The sequence below is a fragment of the Acinetobacter sp. WU_MDCI_Abxb74 genome (assembly GCF_025513915.1).
Classification (GTDB): domain Bacteria; phylum Pseudomonadota; class Gammaproteobacteria; order Pseudomonadales; family Moraxellaceae; genus Acinetobacter; species Acinetobacter calcoaceticus_C.
In genome coordinates, this window is the sequence record NZ_JAHPRP010000001.1 from 137,059 (window position 1) to 160,197 (window position 23,139).

The 23,139-nt window shown below is 40.3% G+C and carries 18 protein-coding genes; 10 read left to right on the top strand and 8 right to left on the bottom strand.

Annotation, left to right across the window (positions count from 1 at the left end; translation table 11 throughout):
• The 6 genes from KTH84_RS00635 to KTH84_RS00660 all read right to left on the bottom strand — a co-directional run bounded on the left by KTH84_RS00635 (nt 1) and on the right by KTH84_RS00660 (nt 6,574).
• Nucleotides 1-1,173 (bottom strand): MFS transporter, encoded by a 1,173-nt coding sequence (locus KTH84_RS00635; protein ID WP_262471616.1) that lies wholly within the window; start codon nt 1,171-1,173, stop codon nt 1-3.
• Nucleotides 1,174-1,247: 74 nt separating this feature from the next.
• Nucleotides 1,248-2,081, bottom strand: coding sequence for an IclR family transcriptional regulator (locus KTH84_RS00640; protein ID WP_133974183.1), 834 nt, complete (start codon nt 2,079-2,081; stop codon nt 1,248-1,250).
• 108 nt (nt 2,082-2,189) lie between these two features.
• The gene (locus tag KTH84_RS00645; protein ID WP_133974181.1) at nt 2,190-3,395 is read right to left on the bottom strand and encodes a 3-oxoadipyl-CoA thiolase; all 1,206 of its coding nucleotides are present in this window, start codon (nt 3,393-3,395) and stop codon (nt 2,190-2,192) included.
• Between the two features lie 14 nt (nt 3,396-3,409).
• Complete coding sequence (locus tag KTH84_RS00650; RefSeq protein WP_262471617.1) at nt 3,410-4,933, bottom strand: 3-hydroxyacyl-CoA dehydrogenase; 1,524 nt, start codon at nt 4,931-4,933, stop codon at nt 3,410-3,412.
• A gap of 61 nt (nt 4,934-4,994) precedes the next feature.
• On the bottom strand, nt 4,995-5,756 hold the full coding sequence (locus KTH84_RS00655; protein ID WP_202742408.1) for an SDR family oxidoreductase: 762 nt from the start codon (nt 5,754-5,756) through the stop codon (nt 4,995-4,997).
• 29 nt (nt 5,757-5,785) lie between these two features.
• Nucleotides 5,786-6,574 carry an enoyl-CoA hydratase gene (locus KTH84_RS00660; protein WP_262471618.1) on the bottom strand — a complete coding sequence of 263 codons (789 nt, stop codon included), beginning with the start codon at nt 6,572-6,574 and terminating at the stop codon, nt 5,786-5,788.
• Between the two features lie 311 nt (nt 6,575-6,885).
• Between KTH84_RS00660 and KTH84_RS00665 the strand changes: the two genes are divergently transcribed.
• From KTH84_RS00665 to KTH84_RS00695, 7 genes are all read left to right on the top strand, one after another.
• Nucleotides 6,886-8,040 (top strand): acyl-CoA dehydrogenase family protein, encoded by a 1,155-nt coding sequence (locus KTH84_RS00665; RefSeq protein WP_262471619.1) that lies wholly within the window; start codon nt 6,886-6,888, stop codon nt 8,038-8,040.
• A gap of 57 nt (nt 8,041-8,097) precedes the next feature.
• Complete coding sequence (locus KTH84_RS00670) at nt 8,098-9,384, top strand: MFS transporter (RefSeq protein ID WP_004642397.1); 1,287 nt, start codon at nt 8,098-8,100, stop codon at nt 9,382-9,384.
• Between the two features lie 181 nt (nt 9,385-9,565).
• Complete coding sequence (locus KTH84_RS00675) at nt 9,566-10,843, top strand: MFS transporter (protein ID WP_202742404.1); 1,278 nt, start codon at nt 9,566-9,568, stop codon at nt 10,841-10,843.
• 17 nt (nt 10,844-10,860) lie between these two features.
• Nucleotides 10,861-11,529: a 3-oxoacid CoA-transferase subunit A gene (locus KTH84_RS00680; protein ID WP_262471620.1), complete on the top strand. Its 669-nt coding sequence runs from the start codon at nt 10,861-10,863 to the stop codon at nt 11,527-11,529.
• Nucleotides 11,529-12,182, top strand: coding sequence for a 3-oxoacid CoA-transferase subunit B (locus KTH84_RS00685; RefSeq protein ID WP_262471621.1), 654 nt, complete (start codon nt 11,529-11,531; stop codon nt 12,180-12,182). Before KTH84_RS00680 ends, KTH84_RS00685 begins: the two co-directional genes overlap by 1 nt.
• Before the next feature lie 37 nt (nt 12,183-12,219).
• Nucleotides 12,220-13,536: an outer membrane trimeric porin-like protein DcaP gene (dcaP, locus tag KTH84_RS00690; protein WP_262471622.1), complete on the top strand. Its 1,317-nt coding sequence runs from the start codon at nt 12,220-12,222 to the stop codon at nt 13,534-13,536.
• An 18-nt stretch (nt 13,537-13,554) separates the two neighbouring features.
• Complete coding sequence (locus KTH84_RS00695; protein ID WP_262471623.1) at nt 13,555-14,772, top strand: MFS transporter; 1,218 nt, start codon at nt 13,555-13,557, stop codon at nt 14,770-14,772.
• A 20-nt stretch (nt 14,773-14,792) separates the two neighbouring features.
• Here the strand turns inward: KTH84_RS00695 and KTH84_RS00700 are convergent, their stop codons facing one another.
• The gene (locus KTH84_RS00700) at nt 14,793-15,242 is read right to left on the bottom strand and encodes a PaaI family thioesterase (protein WP_262472464.1); all 450 of its coding nucleotides are present in this window, start codon (nt 15,240-15,242) and stop codon (nt 14,793-14,795) included.
• Nucleotides 15,243-15,545: 303 nt separating this feature from the next.
• Between KTH84_RS00700 and KTH84_RS00705 the strand changes: the two genes are divergently transcribed.
• Together KTH84_RS00705 and KTH84_RS00710 are read left to right on the top strand one after the other, a co-directional pair.
• Entirely contained in the window at nt 15,546-17,348 is a 1,803-nt protein-coding gene (locus KTH84_RS00705; RefSeq protein WP_262471624.1) for an acyl-CoA dehydrogenase C-terminal domain-containing protein, read from the top strand.
• Nucleotides 17,349-17,545: 197 nt separating this feature from the next.
• Nucleotides 17,546-18,349: a thioesterase family protein gene (locus KTH84_RS00710; protein ID WP_202742399.1), complete on the top strand. Its 804-nt coding sequence runs from the start codon at nt 17,546-17,548 to the stop codon at nt 18,347-18,349.
• A gap of 73 nt (nt 18,350-18,422) precedes the next feature.
• Here KTH84_RS00710 and KTH84_RS00715 read toward each other — a convergent pair whose 3' ends face one another.
• On the bottom strand, nt 18,423-21,905 hold the full coding sequence (locus tag KTH84_RS00715; protein WP_262471625.1) for an indolepyruvate ferredoxin oxidoreductase family protein: 3,483 nt from the start codon (nt 21,903-21,905) through the stop codon (nt 18,423-18,425).
• Between the two features lie 204 nt (nt 21,906-22,109).
• Here KTH84_RS00715 and KTH84_RS00720 point away from each other — a divergent pair, with 204 nt between their 5' ends.
• Nucleotides 22,110-23,051, top strand: a complete 942-nt coding sequence (locus KTH84_RS00720) for a LysR family transcriptional regulator (protein WP_042896715.1) — start codon at nt 22,110-22,112, stop codon at nt 23,049-23,051.
• The last annotated feature ends 88 nt before the right edge of the window (nt 23,052-23,139 follow it).

The window sequence follows — 23,139 nt, forward strand, 5'->3', positions numbered from 1 at the left end:
CTAGTTGTGCTGATCTTTTGCATCGGCAATACAATAATAAAGACACAAGACGGCAAAAATTAAGCCTAAAATACAGACACCCGTCCAACCAAAATGTTTCCAAGCATAACTGCCCGCTGTGGTGCCTAAAGCTCCACCAGCAAAATAACCCGTCATATAAATCGCATTAAAACGTGAACGTAATTCTTGATTGAGCTTAAATACAATACTTTGATTGGTGACATGAACTGCGGAAAGTGAAGCGTAGAGAATGAGTAAGGCAATAATGTAAAAGGCGAAATGGTAGGGTAAAAGTGAAAAAAGAATCCAACTTAAAATTAGCCCGATACCGCAATAAATTGAAATTTTATGGATATACCCTTGGTCAATAAATTTGCCTGAAAAATTGGCAACGAAAGTTCCTAAAACACCAACAAAACCGAAAAGACCAATCGTAAAGTCACTAAAAAAATAGGGAGCGGGAGCCAACAGTAATGACATGGTGGTAAAGGTTAAACTTACACAAGCAAATGTAAAACCACCAATATAAGTTCGAGTTCTTAAACGTCGATTTTGGATAAAAATCTGTGGAAGTGAGCGGATGGTTTTTGCATAGTTTTCAGATTTGGTGGGTGGGAACAATCCAATGCTACGGTGCAAAATAATGGCGATGACCAATAATAAAAAACCACTGACCAGATAAATCACATTCCATGCAAAAAGCGTAGACATTAGACCTGATAGGGAGCGAGCTAATAAAACCCCCATCATGAGACCACTTAGTAAAAAACCAACAACACGACCACTTTGTTGAATGGGAACCAAACTTGCTGCAAGCGGTAACAAAAGCTGGGCTGAACTGGAAAATAGACCAGTAATGATTGTACCTAGTAAGAGCAGATAAATATTGTGTGAAAAACCACTAATAATTAATCCACTTGCAGCCAGTAACATAAAGATGAAGAGCAGCTTACGCTTTTCTAATATATCGCCTAGTGGCATTAAAAAGAGTAGACCACATGCATAGGTAATCTGGGCTAAAGTCGGCACCCATGCCGTGGTGGTTTCGGTTAAATCTAAGCTTAAACTAATCGAATGAATGAGGGGGTGGCTAAAATAATTTCCACCTGTACAGATGCCTGCTGCAATAGCCATTAAAATAATGGTTGGAGTATAGAGTGTGTTTTTCATCATGCCTTTTTGTCATAATGAAAGAGGAACTTTAATCATCACAACCATTACTTTTCTAAGCATGGTTGGTAGTGCGTTTAATTCAAAGCATCTTGAATGTTGTGCACCATATGAATTAAACGTGGTCCAATTTCACCTTCAAGTTTTTCTGGATTTAAATGGAAACTTGGCGCGCCGCAGTTAAAGACATAAAGACCGTGTTTAGAGCTAACCAATGGTACAGCGACCGAGTTCACTTCTTTATGCCATTCACCTAAAGACAAACAATATCCGTAATCTTGATAATCTCGGAAAGCTCTTTCTAGGGAACGTTTAATTGCAGGCCAGTTTTCAGCGTTTTTTTGTTTAAGCGCATCAAGTAAAAAATTACGTTCGCGTTCTGGGGTTGCCGCTAAACAGGCTCTTCCCATTGAACTACTATGAAGTGGCAAAGTCGAACCAATAGGGCGGCGCATATTTAAGGCAGTTTCAGTTTGTACAACATCGATATACACCATGTTCAGACGGTCACGTGTTGCCATTGCCACAGGAGCTTGTACATATTGGCTCATCTCTTCCATATATTGATGGGCAATATTACGGATAGAGATATTCGACAACGCTGCATATCCTAAAGATAAAACACCAATGTCTAATGTATATTTGGTCGAATTAGGCAACTGTTTTAAATAACCCAAAGACACTAATGTATTGGTAATACGTGCAATGGTCGGTTTAGGTAAACCTGTCATTTTTGCGAGTTCTTGGTTACCAAGTACCTGATTGCTTGCAGAAAAGCATCTTAAAAGTTCTAAACCACGTGCTAAAGAAGCAATAAATTGAGGGTTATTTTCCCGATGAATATGTGAAATAGGATCTAGACGTATCTCATCAAAATTTATTGGTTTTTCAGTGTCCGAGTTTTGAGACATTCGATCCTCAAATATAATAAAGCAAAAGTTTTGCCATTATATTTCGCTCTGCAAAATAAATCCATTCATCACTGCGCTGTTGTGATGAATGGATACCTAGTTCGATGATTATGAAACGTTTTCAATCACCATAGCGAGGCCTTGACCTACACCAATACATAGGCTTACGACAGCATATTTTTTATTTCGGCGGATAAGTTCACGTGCCACTGTTAAAGCAAGACGAGCGCCAGAAGCACCAAGTGGATGTCCAATGGCAATCGCACCGCCATTTGGATTTACGCGAGAGTCATTAAAATCAACATTTAAACCCTTTAGGCAAGACAAGACTTGGGAAGCAAAGGCTTCATTAATTTCAATAATGTCCATGTCATCTAAAGTTAGCCCTGCACGTGCAACTGCCTTTTTAATGGCTTCAATAGGACCAGCACCCATAATGCGTGGTTCAATACCAGCTGCCGCTGCTGACAAAATTTTTGCCATTGGTTTTAAACCATATTTTTGGCCTGCGGCTTCTGAACCAATGAGTAATGCTGCTGCACCGTCATTAATACCTGAAGCATTACCAGCAGTGACCACACCGCCTTCAAATAAAGGTTTTAACTTTGTGAGTGCTTCAACAGTTGAACTTGGGCGAGGGTGCTCATCTTCAGACACCAGTTTTGGCGGTAATTTTTTGCCTTGGAAAACTTCAATTGGGGTAATTTCACCCGCAAAAAAACCTTCTTCTTTTGCTTTTTGATATTTGGCTTGTGATTGAGCTGCAAATAAATCTGCTTGCTCACGGGTAATACCAAAATCGGCAGCAACATTATCACCCGTTTCAGGCATTGAATGACCGCCGTACTGAGCAATAATTTTTTTATTCGGAAAACGAGAGCCAATGGTAGTGTCATAAATTTTAGCATCACGGCTATAAGCACTTTCGGCTTTACCCATCACAAAGGGCGCACGTGACATACTTTCTACACCACCAGCAATATATAACTCACCTTCACCACAAGTAATGGCGCGAGCAGAGTCAATTACAGCAGCTAAACCACTGGCACATAGACGGTTTACGGTTTGACCGGGTACAGTAACTGGTAAGCCTGCAAGTAAAAGCGCGTTTCTCGCAACATTACGGCTATCTTCACCTGCTTGGTTGGTATCACCCAAAATTACATCTTCAATATCAGCACCCGGAACACCAGTTTTTTCAAGTAACTTTTGAATGACTGTCGCTGCTAAATCATCTGGACGAATTGAGGCAAGTTCACCTGCATGGCGACCAATTGGGCTACGTAAACCATCATAAATATAAGCATTTAACATTGAGAAGTTCCTTTTCAAGACTCGTGAGTAAAAGTGAGAGGTAAATTAAGCGCGACGCGACGTTGTAACCATGGGCTAGGGCGATAGCGCGGGTCATGGGTAAGTGCTGTTATACGATTGAGAATGAGTAAGATTTTTTGGCTGCCTACTTGGTCGCCCCACTCAATTGGACCGAATGGATAGCCTAAGCCAAGACGTACTGCCGCATTAATATCATCTACTGTTGCAATATTTTGCTGGGCAATATCGCAACCTAAATTAATGACCATGGACAAAACACGCTGAGCAACAAAGCCAATACTTTCAGCAATCATGCTGACCGTATTTCCATCTAAATTGAAAATAGAGTGAGCTGCCTGACGGTAGTCAGCTTTCGTAACAAGTGAAGGCATTAATGTACGATGCTTTGCAATGCCATAAAGCATGTCTATAGCAACAGCTTGTTCTGGGTTAACCCCTAGGCGAATAGCCGCTTGAGTTGTATCTTCACCGTAACAAGCCAGTAAACATAAACTGTCTGATTGCGGTTCAGTGCCATTATCTAAGGCAATATTTTGCTGAGTTAAATAGTCTTCGAGCTGTGTTTTATCTTCAGAGAAATCTGCCGCCACCCAAACTTTTGGATATTGTTCTAAACGCTCTACAAACTTAGCGGGTTCTTCACCTGTTTTTGAACCAGTTTCATAATTATAAAAACCTTGATTGGTTTTGCGTCCAAGTTGTTTGGCGTCTAACAGTTGCTTGGTTAAAGGACTTGGTTTGTAGCGTGCTTCTTCATAATATTGATGGTAAATCGATTCCATCACAGGATGTGAAACATCAAGTCCTGTTAAATCGAGCAGTTCAAAAGGCCCCATTCTAAAACCAACACCATCACGTAAAATTCGGTCAATTTCGCTAATATCGCAGACGTTTTCATTTAAAATTTTGAGAGCTTCAGTTCCGTAAGCCCGACCCGCATGATTAATAATAAATCCTGGTGTGTCCTTAGCAACCACCGGGCGGTGGCCCATAGCACGTGATAGTTTATCTAAAGCATCAATTATACTTGGATCAGTTTTTAAGCCTCGAATGACCTCAACAACTTTCATGAGTGGAACAGGGTTAAAGAAATGGTAGCCCACCACACGTTCAGGTTTTTTGCAGTTTGCAGCAATTGCCGTGATAGAAAGAGAAGATGTGTTGGAAGCTAGGATGGTATTTTCGGAAACAACCTCTTCAAGTTGTTGCATCAAACTTTGTTTGATATCCAGACGTTCAACAATGGCTTCTACAATCAGGTCACAATCTTTTAAATCTTCAATTTGTTGCGCAACAATTAAATGACTATTTGCCGATGCTGCTTGTTCAGCCGTAATTTTATTTTTGTCGACCAACTTTTGAAATGTAGCAGCAAGTTTTTCTTTTGCTTGTTCTGCTGCACCTGCTTTAGCATCATATAAATAAGTGGTATGTCCTGATTGTGCAGCAATTTGAGCAATACCGCTGCCCATAATACCGACACCAATCACAGCCATACTTTTAATATCATAAGTCATGTCGATCATCCTGATTATTGATCTGTATTTGAAATTAAGCGGATAAATAAGGGTTGGTGATTTAACTTAAGCATTGTTTATCACCATCAATTGGTAAGATCTGGCCTGAAATAGAACGTCCACTGTCAGAGGCTAAAAATAGGCACAAATCTGCAATATGCTTTGGATTTACAAAATATTTGAGTGACTGATTTTTCAGTGCGTTTTGAGTCACTTCTTCAAGTGAGCTATGGGCGACATCTGCGCGGGCTTGTAGAACGCGTTGGACACGGTCACCATCAACAGCACCCGGAAGAATCGCGTTAACTCGAATATTATCTGCACCGAGTTCCATAGAAAGTGTTTTGGTAAAACCAATAAGTCCCCATTTTGAAGTGGAATACGCCAAACGGTATGGATAGCCTAAGCGACCTGCAATTGATGACATATTGATAATCACACCAGAATCTGACTGTTTTAAATAGGGAATCGCTAATTGAGTAATTAAAAAAGTGCTATTCAGGTTTAAATTAATGACCGTGTTCCAATCTTCAAAACTCAGTTCATCTGCTGCAATGGTCGGGCCTGAAATGCCTGTGTTGTTAACTAAAACATCAATATGACCAAGTTTTTGGACTGCTTGGGCAAACATAAGCTTAATTTGCTCAGGCTCTGCTAAATCACATGCATATATGTACAGCTTTGGATAATCTTTCTGAAACTGTTCTAGACTTTGAGCATTAATATCACAAACGAAAACTTCATAATCGTTGTTTAAAAATGCCTCAGCAATGCATCGTCCAATCCCTGAACCGCCTGCACTAATAAATACTTTTTTAGCCATTTTCATTCCTTTGTTGTTATCTATTTAAATTATTTACCTTGATAAGATGGTTTGCGTTTTTCAATAAAAGCTTGAACACCTTCATTTTTATCTTCGGTAGAGAACAGCAGTTGGAATGCTTTACGCTCTAGGGTTAAGCCTGCATTTAATGGAACATCTTCACTCATAAGTGCAACTTCTTTAATTTGTTGCAAGGCGATAGGAGGCATTTTTGCTAGGCTTTGCGCCATTTGAATAGCGGTGGGAATAGTTTCGTCGTCTTCAGTCACTTGTGAAACAAGCCCAATGATATAAGCTTCTTCAGCCTTCACCATTGCACCTGTCATAATCATGCGCATGGCATGAAACTTACCGACTGCACGAAATAAACGTTGTGTGCCGCCAGCACCCGGCATTAACCCGACTTTAATTTCTGGTTGACCAAAAGTCGCACCTTTGCCTGCAATAATAATATCGGCATGCATTGCCAATTCACATCCGCCACCCAATGCATAACCATTTACCGCAGCAATGACAGGTTTAGGGCACTGGGCAATCGCATTCCAGTAGCGCTCGGTATGGCGTAATAACATTTCTGTGGAAGTTGCGGTTGCCATTTCTTTTAAATCTGCACCAGCGGCAAAAACTTCTTCGCCGCCCGTCAGTACAACAGCATTGATCTCATCGTTAAAACTTAATTCTGTGAAGACTTGTGCTAATTGTTTGCGAACTTCAGTGTTGAGTGCATTTTTAGCTTCAGGCCGGTTTATTTTTACTACAGCTATTTTTGAAATAGAAAAGTCGATTTCTACGAAATTGTTCCCTGTGATTGCACTCATTTTTGAATTCCTTGTTTCGCATATCAAAACTATATTCCTTTTATGATGCTTATTTTGGAATTTATTTCAAGTCTTATTTAGTTGAATAGAGTGTTTATAAATCCATTTTGATTGTAAGTTATTGATATTACGTATTGGTCTATTTTTAAATTTCGTTAAACGAAATTAATTTTCAAAAAAGCTTGAAATTTGTATTTTCGTTCTCGTACTATGAAACACATCTGCAGTAAACAAGATTTAAAACATGGTAGCCAGAAAAGCTAAATATGGCTGGTGGGTACGATGGAAATATATAAGAAGGGAGACCATTAATGATCCGTGATGAAGGGATGTTGGAGCAATTACTTTCAACAATTCGAGATTTTGTAAAAAATGAATTGATCCCTCGTGAAAACGAAGTGGTAGAGAAAGATAAAATTCCGGATGACATTGTGCAGCAAATGCGTGAGCTTGGTTTGTTCGGGCTCACAATTCCCGAAGAATATGGTGGCTTAGGCATCACCATGGAAGAAGAGGTAAGAGTCGCATTTGAGCTGGGACAAACTTCACCAGCTTTTCGTTCTTTAATTGGTACCAATAACGGTATTGGTTCAAGCGCGATTTTGATTGATGGCACAGAAGAGCAAAAACAAAAATATTTACCACGTTACGCAAGCGGTGAAATTATTGGTTCATTTTGTTTAACCGAACCTGAATCTGGTTCTGATGCTGCATCTTTAAAAACCAGTGCAGTAAAAGACGGTGATTTTTACGTTCTAAATGGGACCAAACGTTTTATTACTAATGCGCCACATGCAGCAACTTTCACGGTCATGGCACGAACTAATCCTGAAATTAAAGGCTCGGGGGGTATTTCAGCTTTTTTAATAGAAGCAAATACACCAGGCATTACTTTGGGCAAAATTGACCAAAAAATGGGACAAAAAGGTTCGCATACATGTGATGTGATTTTTGAAAATTGCCGAGTACCTGCATTTGCACTTATTGGTGGTATTGAAGGTATTGGTTTTAAAACTGCAATGAAAGTTTTAGACAAAGGGCGTTTGCACATTGGGGCATATAGTGTCGGTGTTGCTGAGCGTATGTTAAATGACGCCCTACACTATGCGATTGAACGCAAGCAATTTGGTCAGCCCATTGCTAACTTCCAGCTTATTCAAGCCATGCTTGCGGACTCAAAAGCCGAGATTTATGCCGCTAAATGTATGGTTTTAGATGCAGCTCGCCGTCGTGACAATGGTGAAAATATTAGTACAGAAGCATCTTGCGCAAAAATGTTTGCGACCGAAATGTGTGGCCGAGTTGCAGATCGCTGCGTACAAATTCACGGTGGGGCGGGTTACATCAGTGATTATGCCATTGAACGTTTTTACCGAGATGTGCGTTTGTTCCGTTTATATGAAGGAACCACGCAAGTTCAACAAATTATTATTGCTAAAAACATGATTAGGGAAGCTACAGCCTAATAAAAAATTAAATGCCATGAGGCATCGGATGCCTCATGTTCCTCTAAGGATATGGATATGACCACAGAAACACTGAAGCAGGAAGCAAGCCCTGAAGGGATTCAAACCCCCAAAAAGATTTGGATTACTGCATTTATCTTTGCCTTTCTTACCTTGTTATGTGATGGCGCAGATTTGGGTTTTCTCGCGCTCAGCTTAACCAGTTTAAAAACGGAATTTCATTTAACGGGTGTACAGGCAGGTACTTTAGGAAGTTTAACACTTTTAGGTTCAGCAATTGGCGGTCTGATTGGTGGTTGGGCGTGTGACCGTTTTGGACGCGTGCGCATTATTGTGTTTTTTATTGCTTATTCTTCAGTTTTAACCTGTGCGCTTGGTTTTACTGATTCTTATATGCAGTTTGCCATTGTACGAGTCTTTGGCTCGATGGGGCTGGGTGCATTATATATTGCCTGTAATATTTTAATGTCAGAAATGGTGCCGACTAAACATCGTACCACCGTATTGGCAACCTTGATGACGGGTTATACCTTGGGTTCATTACTTGCAACCTTGTTAGCAGGTCATATTATTCCTGAGCATGGTTGGCGTTTTCTGTACTGGATTGCAATTACTCCTGTGGTGTTGTCGATTTTGATGCACTTTTGTGTGCCTGAACCTGCATCTTGGAAAAAATCACGTGAACTGAAAGCATTAGCTGCAACGACAGTCGATCCAACCCAAAAAGTGAAACGTCAGAATCCTTATCTTGAAATTTTAAAAGATAAAAAACACGGCACCATGTTTGTGTTGTGGATTATCAGTACAGGTGCATTACAGTTTGGTTATTACGGGGTAAGTAACTGGCTACCTGCTTATCTTGAATCTGATCTGGGGATCAAATTTAAAGAAATGGCGATGTATATGGTTGGTACCTTCCTGATTATGATGTTTGCCAAAGTAATTGCCGGCATTGTTGCGGATAAATTGGGTCGCCGTGCTGTGTTTGCTTTTGGAACCATTGGTACAGCACTGTTTATTCCTGTCATTGTTTATCTAAATACACCAACCAATATTTTATGGATGATGCTGTTCTTCGGTTTCCTTTACGGTATTCCATACGCCATTAATGCCACCTATATGACTGAAAGCTTCCCGACTTCGATTCGTGGTTCTGCGGTTGGGGGTGCCTATAATATTGGCAAGGTTCTGTCAATTTTCTCTCCACTTACAATTGGTTATTTATCGCAAAGTGGTTCTATTGGTTTAGGGCTATTGGTGATGGCAGCTGCTTATTTTATCTGCGGTGTGATTCCACTGTTATTTATTAAAGACCGATTATTTAACCCGCAAAAAGCTGATTAATTCAGCAGTGTTTCAGACTTGATCATGATCAGGTCTGAACCTAAATCATGCACGGTTACCAGTTAATTTATTGCATGAAAAAAAATGATAAATAGAAAGATGGATGATTTTTATAAAAATATTCTCTTTCAAATAAATGAGCTTAGGAATACTCACTTTTATGTAATGGATAGGTAAAAATATGAAAATGGAAGCTATAAGTACATTCCAAGACAATGAGGTTACTCAGACACCTAAAAAAGTCTGGGTTCTAGCCTTTATATTTTCATTTCTCACTTTACTTTGTGATGGTGCTGATGTTGGCATTCTAGCTTTTACTCTGACCAGTATTAAGGCCGAATTTGGTTTAACCACAATTCAGGCAGGTGCATTAGGCAGTTGGTCAATTTTTGGTATGGCGATTGGCGGACTGATTGGTGGCTGGGCAAGTGACCGTTTTGGACGAGTCCGCATTATTGTCATTTCAACAGCAGCATTTGCGATACTGTCGAGCCTGACGGGGTTTGCACAGTCCTATGGGCAACTCGCGATCTTAAGAATTATTACCTGTATGGGATTGGGTTGTCTCTACATCGGCTGTAATACTTTAATGTCTGAGATGGTGCCGACCAAATATCGTACAACGGTGTTAGCAACACTGATGACTGGTTATACCCTCGGTTCTTTAACCATTACAGGTCTATCAGGTTGGATTATTCCTGAATTTGGCTGGCGGATGCTGTATTTCATTACGATTATCCCGATTGTTTTGGCTGTTCTCATGTTCTTCTTTGTGCCTGAGCCTGAGTCATGGAGAAAAGCCCGTGCTTTAAAACTTGTTAACCCTGCTGTTGGCACTGCCAAAAAAGCTGAGAATCCGTATATCGCCCTATTTAAAGATAAAAAACACGGCAAGATGCTCATGCTTTGGTCATTTAGTTCTGGGTTCTTGATGTTTGGTTATTTGGGGGTGAGTAACTGGTTGCCTGCTTATCTAGAGTCCGAGTTAGGGATTAAATTTAAAGAAATGGCAATCTATATGATTGGAACATTTTTGACCATGATGTTTGCCAAAGTGCTTGCTGGTTTTGTAGCAGACCGAATTGGACGCCGAGTTGTTTTTGCCTTCGGTACGATTGGAACCGCACTGTTTATACCAGTGGTGGTGTATATGCATACGCCTGAAAACATTGGTTGGCTGATGCTGGTTTTTGGTTTCCTTTATGGTATTCCGTACGCTATTAACGCAACGTATTTAACCGAAAGCTTCCCAACCTCTATTCGAGGTACAGCAGTGGGTGGTGCATTTAATATTGGACGTATTGGAGCGATCTTTGCACCACTGACCATTGGTTATTTGGCAATGCATGGTTCCATTGGTGCAGGTTTATTACTGATGGGTATTGCATATTTTGTCTGTGGGCTTATCCCAACCTTATTTATTAAAGATCGTTTATACGATCCTCAAAAAGCTGAATAACTAAGGAGATTGAAGAAATGATTAATAAAGTGACCAGTGATATTGAACCGATTTTAAAAGCTATTCCTGATGGGGCAACCATCATGACAGGTGGGTTCGGTGTTACGGGGCAGCCTGTTGAATTAATTGAGGCCTTAATTGATTTAGGCAAGAAAGAACTTACCATTATTAATAACAATGCAGCTTCTGGTGATCGGGGTTTAACGAATCTGATTATTGCCGGTTGTGTTAAGAAAATGATTTGTTCATTCCCTAAATCTGCTGGGTCAACCGTTTTTCAAGATTTATATCGAGCTGGAAAGATCGAGCTAGAGCTGGTTCCGCAAGGGAATTTGGCATGCCGTATTCAAGCAGCAGGCGCAGGATTAGGAGCTGTTTTTACTCCAACTGGCTATGGCACCAAAGTTGCCGAGGGTAAAGAAACCCGAACCATTAACGGTAAAAATTATGTGCTTGAATACCCACTTGAAGCTGATTTTGCACTGATTTATGCAGATAAGGCAGACCGTTGGGGCAATTTAACCTACCGTAAAGCGGCTCGTAATTTTGGTCCAATTATGGCAAAAGCTGCCAAGACCACCATTGTTCAAGTCAATGACACTGTAGAGCTGGGAACGCTTGATCCAGAGTGCATTATCACACCAGGAATTTTTGTACAGCATGTTGTAAAAGCAGGAGATATCTAATGTCAGCTCAAAAACGTTCTCGTGAAGATATTGCCAAACTCATTGCCAATGACATTCCTGAAGGCTCTTATGTCAATTTAGGTATTGGTTTGCCTACCAACGTTGCTAAATTTTTGCCAAAAGACAAAGAAATCTTTTTACATTCTGAAAATGGTGTTTTGGCTTTTGGTCCACCGCCACAGCCAGGTGAAGAAGATGAAGACTTAGTCAATGCCGGAAAAGAACTTGTCACCTTATTAGAAGGTGGGTGCTTTATGCATCATGGCGACTCGTTTGACATTATGCGTGGAGGCCATTTAGACATTTGCGTTATTGGTGCATTCCAAGTCGCGGTAAATGGAGATTTGGCAAACTGGCATACAGGCAAACCAGATGATGTACCTGCCGTAGGCGGTGCGATGGATTTGGCGGTTGGTGCCAAAACAATTTATGTCTATATGGAACATGTCACAAAAAAAGGTGAGTCCAAAATTGTAAAAGAACTCACATATCCAATGACAGGTGAGCAGTGTGTAGATCGTATCTATACCGATTTATGCATTATTGAACTAAAAGATCAAAAAGCTTATGTCACGGAAATGGTGGAAGGTCTAAGTTTTGATGAATTACAGGCAGTTACAGACTGTGATTTGATAGATGCACGTGTAGCCTAAATTACACGCGGAAAAACGCTTCTTTAAGGATTAAAAGATGAAAAAATTAATTTTAGCTGCAGCTTGCGCTGCGGCCTCAGGGACTATTTTTGCAAATTCTTCAGATACGACAGAACAAAGAATTAATTTGCTCGAAAGCGAACTACAAAAGCTAAAAGCAGACCTTGCTGCTCAAAAAGAAACTCAAAATAATTTACAGGTCAAACAGGCTCAAATTGAAGAAAATGTCGAAAAGAATAAGAGCATTGAAACAGCTAAGCCGGTTGCTCCGTCATGGGTGACTTGGACCGACAATGTTAAGGTTTACGGTATTGCTCGTATTGATGCAGCGGTTGATTTTAAATCTTCACCTGATTCGGGAGGCAGAACGACAAGTAGCTTAAACCGCACACCTTTTGAAAGTGAAAAACGTTCAAATCATGCGCGTTCGGATGCCATGATTAATGCGAGTCGACTAGGTGTTTATTTTAATAGTCCCAATAAAGCGGTTACGGGAAATATTGAAGCCGATTTCTTTGATAGCTCTAACATGGGAACGGGTGATGGTAAATTCCGTATTCGTCATGCATTTTTCACTTATAAGGATTGGACATTCGGTCAAACATGGTCACTCATGTCCAACATGGAAACACGTACAGAATCTGTGGATTACACACAATTTGTGGGAACTTCTTATACACGGACTCCGCAAATTCGCTATGACTGGAAAATTGATGCCAATAATGATTTAAAAGTGGCTCTAGAATATACAGGTTCCCGAGTCTCAGCTTTTCCAACTTTAACGGGTCGCTATAGCTTTAAACAAGGACCTTTAACCGCACTGGCTCAAGGTTTTATTAATGAGAAGTCAGCAGATGTAGCCACCTCAACAGTTAAGAAAGTAAGTTGGGGCGCAGGCGGCGGCTTAAAATACCAATTAACGCCACAGCAATCGGTGCAAGCAAATTATCAATATATTGTTGGTGATCAAAAATTTATGCCGTACACCACCCAAAGTGGCTTGGCAAATTCGACAAGTTTAAATGCAGCGGGTGATTTTTCTTTAAATGAAGAAAAAACAGATTTGGTTATGAATAAGTTGAATAGCGTAAATATTGGTTATTCATATAAATTCAATGAGCAATGGCGTGCAAACTTATCGGCTTCAATGTTTGATTATGATGATGATACGGCTTATGCAAAACTCAATCCCGATGCCAATAAACGTTTAACTGACTATGCTGCTAACGTGTTTTATTCACCGATTGAACAAATGGATATCGGCATGGAATACCATCAAGGTAAACGAGAAGTCTTTGATGGCAGAACAGCTGATGTATCGCGTGTAAACTTTGTGTCGATGTATAAATTTTAAAATAGGGCGTAATTAAAAATGGAAAAAATAGTTCGACCCGATGCAGACAATATTTTGTCAAAAAGCTTTATTTTTATCATGGCGATGACATGCGGGATTTGTGCGGGCTCGAACTATTATAACCAGCCTTTAATTTATTCAATTGCCAAAGCCTTGCAGGCTAATGCCGAGCAAGTGGCTTTAACCATTGTGATTGGACAACTGTCTTATGCGGTAGGTCTGTTTCTATTGGTTCCACTCGGTGATTTCTTTGAAAAGCGTAGTTATATTTGCTTGCTCATGTGTTGTACGGGGCTTGCGCAAGTGGGGCTTTCTTTTAGCCAAACCTTGCCAGTGTTATATGGCTTTACCTTTTTAGCGACATTCTTTTCTATTGCAACTCAAGTTTTGGTTCCTTTCGCCGCAGGTTTGGCAGGTCCGAAAAAAAGCCCGCAAGTTGTTGGGACTCTCATGAGTGGTTTGTTCTTGGGAATTTTATTGGCGCGCTCTATTGCGGGTTTACTTTCTACGGTTTGGTCTTGGCATGCCGTTTATTTAATTAGTGGCATCGTCATTCTGGTTTTTGCTTGGATCATGTGGTCAAAATTACCAGTTGCGCGTAAATCTCATCAACTCAATATTTTACAAATTTACAGTTCATTGTTTTCATTAGCAGTACATCAACCTCATCTGCTTCGCCGTGGTTTTGCTGGTGGAATTGGTTTTGGTATTTTGGCACTTATTTTTACAACCATGACATTCCTTTTAGCCAATGCTCCTTATCATTTTAATGATTTCCAAATTGGTCTATTTGGAATTGTCGGGTTAGCTGGGGTGTTTGCCACACCGTGGGCGGGTAAGAAAATTGCAGCGGGACTTGAGAATAAAGTTGCACTGGTTAGCATGGTTTTATTAATTACTGCATGGATACCATTATTTTTTGCACAACAGTCTTTAGTGGCCTATGCGGTTGGCGTGATTATGGCTTACTTTGGACTGTCAGCATTTCATGTACTCAACCAAAATCTGGTTTATCGAATTTCCGCGCAGGCTCGTTCTCGCATTAACTCAATTTATATGACGCTCTATTTCGGTGGGGCAGCCTTGGGTTCTTTTATTGCAGTTTATGCGTGGAAACACTGGGGATGGGAAGCCTGTGTAGCTTTAGGTATAAGTCTAGCCATTGTGAGTTTTATGATTGATCGCTTAGATTTCTATGAAATGGACAAAATTGCCAAGCAAGAAAAAGCTCCATAAGGAGGAGCTTAACACGACTTTTATTTTCGAATAATCATTAATGTGGCTGTGGCAAAAGCATACACTTTTCCGTTTTCATCCACGATTTTACCTTCGGTACTAATAATATTGCGCCCCGCATTAATCAACTCGGCCTTAGCATAATAAGACGTATCAACTTGCATGGGACGAATCATCTTTACATTCAAATCAATAGTCCCATAACCAACACCATGTTCGAGTAAAGTATGCGCAGCACTTCCGGTAGCAGTATCTAAAGCTGTAGCACAAAAGCCGCCGTGTACACCGCCTTGTATATTTCGATGTTCTTGTCTAGGGGTAACTTTATAAGTGGCTTTACCTTCGGAAACTTCTACTAGTTGCATAGGGATGGTGTGAGCCATAGGCGATGGAGAAACTTTGCCATTTTTTAAAGCTGTTAAAAATTCAAGACCTGTGTATTTCGGGCTATCCATAAATCGTCCTTGGATGATTAAGCAATGTAATAACAATACTATAAATTGATTTTTTACGGAATAATATTTTGCAATACAAAATTAAAATAACAATCAATTTTTTATTTCTATACCCGTATATTTAATAATTTTATTTAAATACAATATTTTAAATATTTAATGGATGTTTTTATTTATTAAATTTTATGAAAATAGTGAAAACTAGTTTTGCTATAAGAAATTTTTTGATATTTTGGTGGAGTTGAAAAAATAAAAGTCTATTCAAGGAAAAACATATCTGCCTGCATGAAACAGACAGTGAAGTGAAAGGGAAAAACTATGCCTTTATACAAAGCTCCATTACGTGATATGCAATTTGTTCTGCATGAAATGCTTCAAACAGAAGAGAACTACCAACGTTTAAGCAAATATCAGGAAAGTGTAAATCGAGAATTAATTGATCAATACTTAGAGGCAGCGGCAGATTTCTGTGAAAATGAATTGGCACCTATTAATCAAAATGGCGATCAAGAAGGGTGTCATTTAAATCAGGGCGTGGTGACTACACCAAAAGGTTTTAAAGAAGCCTACCAAAAATATGCCGAACTTGGGTTTACCTCACTAACCGCCGACCCTGAATATGGTGGGCAAGGCTTACCAACGCTATTACGCATTGCGATTTCTGAAATGTTGTGTGGTTCTAACTGGGCTTGGGCAATGTATCAAGGGTTATCTCATGGTGCGATGAGAACAATTGAACACCACGGAACAGAACAACAAAAGCAGAAATTTTTAACCAAGTTAATTAGTGGAGTCTGGACCGGAACCATGTGTTTAACCGAATCACATGCGGGCTCGGACTTGGGTTTAATTAGAACTAAAGCAGAACCAAATCCGGATGGTAGTTACTCAATTACTGGGGAAAAGATTTTTATATCGGCAGGTGAACACGATCTTTCTGAAAATATTATTCATATTGTTTTAGCTCGATTACCTCAGGCGCCCGCAGGTACAAAAGGTATTTCTTTATTTATCGTGCCTAAATTTAATGTAGATGATGAAGGTAATTTGCAAGATCGCAATCAGGTGGTCTGTAGTGCCATTGAACATAAAATGGGAATTCACGGAAATGCCACCTGTGTTCTTAATTTTGATGGTGCTCAAGGTTATTTGATTGGTCCGGAAAATCGTGGGCTTAATTGTATGTTTACCTTTATGAATACGGCACGTATTGGCACGGCAGTACAAGGGCTTGCTGCTTCTGAAATTTCATTTCAGGGTGCATTAAGTTACGCAAAAGAGCGACTCGCCATGCGTTCATTATCTGGCCCAAAATATCCAGAAAAAAATGCTGATCCGATTATTGTGCATCCTGCTGTGCGTTCAATGTTAATGACACAAAAAGCATTTGCTGAAGGTGGACGTGCGCTAGCTTATTTTCTAGCTCAACATGTAGACATTGTTGAAAGTTCAGCCGATCAAGAACAGCAAAAACAGTCTGATAATCTACTGGCTTTTTTAACGCCTATTGCTAAAGCGTTTTTAACTGAGTCTGGTAATGAGTCTGCAAAACATGGTGTTCAGGTATTTGGCGGGCATGGCTTTATTGTTGAGCATGGAATGGAGCAAATTGTACGCGATGCCCGCATTTCAACATTATATGAAGGAACAACCGAAATTCAGTCTTTAGATTTGCTTGCACGCAAAGTTCTAAAGTCGGAAGGCAAGCTCTTAAAGAATATGACGGATCTAATTGATCAATTCATTATTCAATATCAATCCAATGAAGTGCTGAAACCTTATTTAGAAAAATTAGGTGAACTTAAGCAACAATGGTTATCGCTCACTAAAACAATTGCCGAAAAAGCAAAGCACAACCCCGAAGAAATTGGTGCTGCTTCTGTAGATTATCTTTATTTTTCGAGTTACGTCGTGTTTGCCTATCTTTGGGTTCGAATGGCTCAAGTTGCCCATGAAAAATTAGAGGCGGGTACACAAGAGGAAGCTTTTTATAAAGCGAAACTAAGTACAGCTAAGTTTTTCTATCAAAAACTTTTGCATCGTACCCAAAGCCATGCAGCTGCAATTGAGTCGGGGGCTGAATCTGTTATGGAGCTTGATCAAGAAGATTTTGCATTTTAATTAATAGTAGTTTTTGAGAGTCAATGGGCGGGATTTTCATTTGGAATTTTACCCATTGATTAAATTTGTAACTTTAGACTCATGAGTTTTTGGTAGGAAAAACCAATTTAGCCAAAGGAATAGATCACTAATATAAGCATTAAAACGTGAACTTTCATTAAATATTGATGTTTGATAAGGACTAAGGAAAGAAAATCATGAATGCTTATTATCAATTACTGAATAGATCAATTGGTCCTCAAGGTGAAGTCATTGCTCATTATTGCTCAACTGTTCATGCACAAGGGGCTTGGAACCCTCATGAACAGCATATGGCACCCGCAAGTGGAGTAATCGCAGCGGAGTTAGAGCAGTTTTCACCACGACAAGATATGCGAATTGGTCGAATTAGTTTTGATATTTTCGGTCTTATTGCATTTGGTGAATTTACGATTAAGACCCAAGTGATTCGTGCTGGAAAAACAATTGAGCTGATTGAAGCTGAAATGCAAGCACAAGGTAAAACTTGTATTGTTGCCAGAGCATGGCGAATGTGTACTCAAGACAGTTCTGATATTGCTGGGCTTGAAGACCAGCCAGTTCATCATCCGGACTCTTTTACAGAGTGGAAGGGTATGAAAAGATGGCCGGGTGGTTTTATTCAAACACTAGTGACAAAAATTGATGATCAGCATCGTGCGGGTAAAGGCATTGTTTGGCTCAATAACGATAAAGAAATTGTTGAAGGGCAACCGACCACAGATTTTGCACATTTGATTGGCATGGTGGATACCGCAAACGGAATTGTACCAAGACAAGAAGGTGAATTTACGTGGGGCTTTCCAAATCTTGATTTGCAAATTCACATGCATCGTTATCCGCAAGGTAAATGGTTAGGTTTGGAAACTGTTCAGCAATATGGATCGGATGGCATTGGCTTAACAAGTGCAGTTTTACATGACCTCTATGGTCCATTTGGAAGAAGCGAGCAGATTTTGACTTTACGTAAGATGACCAAATAAATATTTGAATCCATAAAAAAGTCATCCCTGAGGATGACTTTTTTATTTCGAGTTTTAATTTTTAAGCAATTTATTAGCTACGAACTTTAATCAGTGTTGGTGTAAGTTCATCCCAACGTACTTTTGCAGCGTCCATTGCTTTCATTTTGATATGTCCATAACCACGTACTTCTGCTGGTAATTTTGCAATTTCTTCAGCAACAGCCAAGTTATGATTTTCTGGAGCTTCAACAAGTGCTTCAACAAATGCGATGTAACGGTCACGCCATGCTTGTTCGTGTTGACGCTCTTCTTGGCGCGCAAATGGGTCGAGGAAAGTTTCACGGAGCCATTGCAAGCGAGCAAGCATCATCATTGGGAAACGCATCCAGTAACCAAACGCACGTTTACGCACATTTTTCAGGCCACCGAGTAACGCTGGTGGAGCAAGATGGTATGTTAAACGTAAGCCTTTGCCGAACTGTGTTTCAATCGATTCTTTGAAGCTTTTGCCTGTTAACAAACGTGCAACTTCATATTCATCTTTATACGCCATGACTCTGTATAACTGAGTTGCGATGGTGCCGGTTAATTCTTCTGGTAACTTTTTAGCAGCCAGTTCTACAAGGGTACGGTATTTAGTTGCGTAAGCGTCATTCCAATATTCTGTCAGACGAGCAGAGCGGTCTTCAATAAGTTCAGCCAAGGTTTGCGGTGTTTTGGTTTTTGGCATTGCTGCGAGTAAACGTGCAGCTAAAGTTGGATCACTTGCAAGGTGACAACCCACACGGAAAGCTTCAAGGTTCTTTTCAACTGCCGTACCATTTAACTTAATTGCTTTTTCAATGCTTTCACGTAATAGCGGGATGCGGCCAGATTGCCATGCCATACCTAGTAATAACTGGTTGGTATAGATTGCATCGCCCATTAGTTGTGTTGCAATACGAGCTGCTGGTAGAGAAACCAGTTGACCTTGATGAACATGACCACGAAGACGATCAATTAAATCGGTAATCGGTGCAAACCAGTCACGAGATTTAATAAATTCAGAAGTAGGCGTGCTGTCTTCATTAACAATGACTAAAGCATCATCTCTTAAGCGAGAAAGAGCTGCACTACCACCCGCGACTACGGCATCGGCACCAATGAGTAATTCACATTGTCCTGCCGGAATTTTGGTAGAGGAAATTTGATCATCACTTGCTGCAAGTTGTACATATGAATAAACCGTACCGCCTTTTTGAGCAAGTCCAGCCATGTCCATAACACGTGTCGCTTTGCCTTCTAAGTGAGCGGCCATACCAAGGAGGGCACCAATAGTCACAACACCTGTACCACCGATACCACCGACCATAATACGACTTGGAACATCATATAACTGAGGAATGATTGGTGATGTCGGCCAGCCTGCGCCAATTCCTTCAAATTTTGCTGGACGTTTCATATCACGTGTATGAACCGTCACAAAACTTGGACAGAACCCTTCGGCACAAGTGAAGTCTTTATTACAACTACTTTGGTTAATTTGACGTTTAGTACCTAAAGCTGTTTCTACAGGTTCGATAGATAAACAGTTTGATTTTTTCGAACAGTCGCCACAGCCTTCGCAAATATCACTGTTAATGTATAAACGCTCAGCTGGATCAGGATAGGCATCACGTTTACGGCGACGGCGTTTTTCACTTGCACAAGTTTGTACATAAATTAAAGCGGTAACACCCGAAACTTCACGCAATTCACGTTGAACAGCATCGAGTTCATTGCGGTGGCGAATTTCTACACCTGGTGCAATACCATCTTCTTCGTTTAACAGTTTAACTTCATCAGTCACAATGACTTGTTTCTTAATACCTTCGGCATCGAGTTGGCGAGTTAATTGTGCAACGCTCAAATGCCCATCTACATGTTGACCACCCGTCATAGCGACAGCATCGTTGTAGAGGATTTTGTAGGTAATATTAGTTTTTGCAGCGATAGATTGACGGATTGCTAAGTAACCCGAGTGGAAATAGGTTCCATCACCAAGGTTCGCGAAAATATGTTTTTCATTAGTAAAGTGCGATGCACCCACCCAGCTTACACCTTCACCGCCCATTTGAGAGAAGGTTTCGGTACCACGGTCAAGCGAAACAGCAATATAGTGACAACCAATACCACCCAGTGCTCGGCTACCTTCAGGGACTACAGTTGATGAGTTATGTGGGCACCCACTACAGAAATAAGGTTTACGCTCGGCAAGATCAATAACACGTTTTGATTCTTGCTCTGCTTTTAGTAATAAGTCGATTCTATTTTGAATTTGTACTTTTAAGTTTTCTGGAATATCTAGTTTTAAGAAGCGAGTAGCCAGCATTTTTGCAATAGGTTCAGGTTGAAACTCATAGTGACCAATGAGCGGTGCTTCTTCAATAGAGGTACTCCATTCACCTTTACCATCAGTTGCTTTACCAATCACATGTGGGCGTTTGCCATCAGGAAGTGAGTAAAGCTCATCTTTAATTTGTGTTTCAATAATTGGACGTTTTTCTTCAATGACAATCAGTTCTTGCAAGCCTTCTGCAAACTCACGAACACCTTGAGGTTCTAAAGGCCAAATCATTCCAACTTGGTAAACACGTAGCCCAAGCTGTTGGGCAGTTTCATCTTCAATACCTAAAATGCGTAACGCTTCAATTGTATCTAAATAACCTTTACCACTTGCGGCAATACCAATACGGGCATTTTCACAAGGCCATGTTACGGTATTAATTTTATTAGCACGGGCATAGGCCAAAACAGCAGGTAAGCGATATTTATAAAGACGTTCTTCTTGTTGAATGCCATGGTCTGGCCAACGAATATTAACGCCGTCGGCAGGGAAATCGACATCTTCTGGTATAACTGGGGTGACTCGGTTTAGATCAACATGAACTGAAGCGGAAGTTTCCACAATTTCACTGACCAGTTTCATTGAAGACCATAGGCCAGAAAAACGTGAAACTGCAATGGCATGAACACCAAAATCTAAAATCTGTTGAACGGATGTTGGATAAAAAATTGGAATACCGCAACCAATCATGACATGTTCTGATTGGTGAGGGATTGTAGAAGATTTACAAGAGTGGTCATCACCAAATAAGGCAACCACACCACCACGTTCAGAGGTACCAGCTAAGTTAGCATGGCGGAGTACATCGCCTGAACGGTCAACACCTGGGCCTTTGCCATACCACCAAGAAGACACTCCATCATATTTGCCTTGACCTGAAAGGTTAACTTGTTGGGTGCCCCAAATTGCGGTAGCAGCTAAGTCTTCATTTACACCAGGTTGAAATACGACATTATGGGATTTAAGTAATCCTTCAACTTGCCAAAGGAAACTATCATAGTTACCAACAGGGGAACCGCGATAACCAGAAATAAAACCAGCAGTATGATAGCCATTGATTGCATCACGGCGAGTCTGGGCAAGAGGCAAGCGAACAAGCGCCTGAATGCCAGTCATATATGCTGTACCGTTATCACTTATATATTTATCTTCAAGTGACACATCCTTTGTTGCAATAATATTTGGAGTGACTTTTGTAGCGATGTTCATTTATATCTCCTTAGAATTTTTAGTAGTTCGAACTACTTTCTTTTTTCAACATCCAGTTGAATATTTGGAGCAAGTGACATACAAAATAAAAAAAGATCGGTTCCTCTTCTTAAAAAGAATTAGTGCCAATGTATGTACATTTAGTCATTGTGGTTGATCTAAACTGGTGCAACAATCCGTAATTTAGGAAAAGATATTTACGTTATGCGCAAAAATCTCGATGGTGGACTTTTGCATGCAATGCATGCATTCCTGAAAGTGATTGATAGCGGGAGTTTCACGGCAGCAGCTGAGCAGATGGATCTGACCACAGCACAGGTTTCACGTCTTATCAGCGAGCTAGAAACACGCTTAGGTACAAAACTCATACAACGATCGACGCGCCAGCAGGCACTGACCGATATTGGTGCGGCTTATGCGGAACGTTGTCGTCAAGTTATTTCAATGGTGGATGAGGCTGAATCAGAAGTCGCTGGAACCGCTTCAAAACCTAAAGGACGTTTACGTGTATTAAGCATGGGAAGCTTTGGGCATCACTATGTTTTTCCAGTCATGGCCGAATTTTGCAAAAATTATCCAGAGTTAACGGTTGAATATACGACATCGCAGTACGTTCCAGATCTGTTGGCGAAAGGGGTGGATGTAAGTCTCTATCTCACTGAATCTTTAACAGATTCCCGCTTTGTTGCTCGCAGAATAGGCACTATTTTTTCTGTTTTATGTGCTTCACCTGCGTACTTAGAGAAACATGGAAAACCTGAGTCACCAGAAGATTTAAAAAATCATGCCTGTTTACGCTTGGTAAACCCATCAATTACAGCAGATTGGCACTTGTTAAATGCAAAAGGTGAGTCATACCAAATTGATATTGGTGGGCAACTCATTGCAGATAACCCAGAATTATTATTAGATGTGGTGCAACAGGACATGGGCGTGGCCTTATTACCGATGTTTTCGGCATTAGAAGCAGTTCAGAATGGAAGATTATGCCATATCTTGCCAGAGTGGCGTTCGCCCGATATTGGGGTTTATACCTTATTGCCTTCACGCCATTTTATTGATGCAAAAACACGCGCATGGTTGGACTGGGTGGAAGAATATATTTCGCCAAGAATTGAAATGGATGCATCTTATTTTTATAAATAATGAGATAAATTCTTAAGGACTAAGATAGAAAAGGATGAAGAATAAGACTGATTAGAATAAAAATAGGGTAGAGAATGCTTCTGTTGAG

Excerpts from the sequence above, each read along its gene's own strand:
- KTH84_RS00635 (WP_262471616.1), bottom strand. The coding sequence starts at position 1,173 with ATGATGAAAAACACACTCTATACTCCAACCATTATTTTAATGGCTATT.
- KTH84_RS00640 (WP_133974183.1), bottom strand. The coding sequence starts at position 2,081 with ATGTCTCAAAACTCGGACACTGAAAAACCAATAAATTTTGATGAGATA.
- KTH84_RS00645 (WP_133974181.1), bottom strand. The coding sequence starts at position 3,395 with ATGTTAAATGCTTATATTTATGATGGTTTACGTAGCCCAATTGGTCGC.
- KTH84_RS00650 (WP_262471617.1), bottom strand. The coding sequence starts at position 4,933 with ATGACTTATGATATTAAAAGTATGGCTGTGATTGGTGTCGGTATTATG.
- KTH84_RS00655 (WP_202742408.1), bottom strand. The coding sequence starts at position 5,756 with ATGGCTAAAAAAGTATTTATTAGTGCAGGCGGTTCAGGGATTGGACGA.
- KTH84_RS00660 (WP_262471618.1), bottom strand. The coding sequence starts at position 6,574 with ATGAGTGCAATCACAGGGAACAATTTCGTAGAAATCGACTTTTCTATT.
- KTH84_RS00665 (WP_262471619.1), top strand. The coding sequence starts at position 6,886 with ATGATCCGTGATGAAGGGATGTTGGAGCAATTACTTTCAACAATTCGA.
- KTH84_RS00670 (WP_004642397.1), top strand. The coding sequence starts at position 8,098 with ATGACCACAGAAACACTGAAGCAGGAAGCAAGCCCTGAAGGGATTCAA.
- KTH84_RS00675 (WP_202742404.1), top strand. The coding sequence starts at position 9,566 with ATGAAAATGGAAGCTATAAGTACATTCCAAGACAATGAGGTTACTCAG.
- KTH84_RS00680 (WP_262471620.1), top strand. The coding sequence starts at position 10,861 with ATGATTAATAAAGTGACCAGTGATATTGAACCGATTTTAAAAGCTATT.
- KTH84_RS00685 (WP_262471621.1), top strand. The coding sequence starts at position 11,529 with ATGTCAGCTCAAAAACGTTCTCGTGAAGATATTGCCAAACTCATTGCC.
- dcaP (WP_262471622.1), top strand. The coding sequence starts at position 12,220 with ATGAAAAAATTAATTTTAGCTGCAGCTTGCGCTGCGGCCTCAGGGACT.
- KTH84_RS00695 (WP_262471623.1), top strand. The coding sequence starts at position 13,555 with ATGGAAAAAATAGTTCGACCCGATGCAGACAATATTTTGTCAAAAAGC.
- KTH84_RS00705 (WP_262471624.1), top strand. The coding sequence starts at position 15,546 with ATGCCTTTATACAAAGCTCCATTACGTGATATGCAATTTGTTCTGCAT.
- KTH84_RS00710 (WP_202742399.1), top strand. The coding sequence starts at position 17,546 with ATGAATGCTTATTATCAATTACTGAATAGATCAATTGGTCCTCAAGGT.
- KTH84_RS00715 (WP_262471625.1), bottom strand. The coding sequence starts at position 21,905 with ATGAACATCGCTACAAAAGTCACTCCAAATATTATTGCAACAAAGGAT.
- KTH84_RS00720 (WP_042896715.1), top strand. The coding sequence starts at position 22,110 with ATGCGCAAAAATCTCGATGGTGGACTTTTGCATGCAATGCATGCATTC.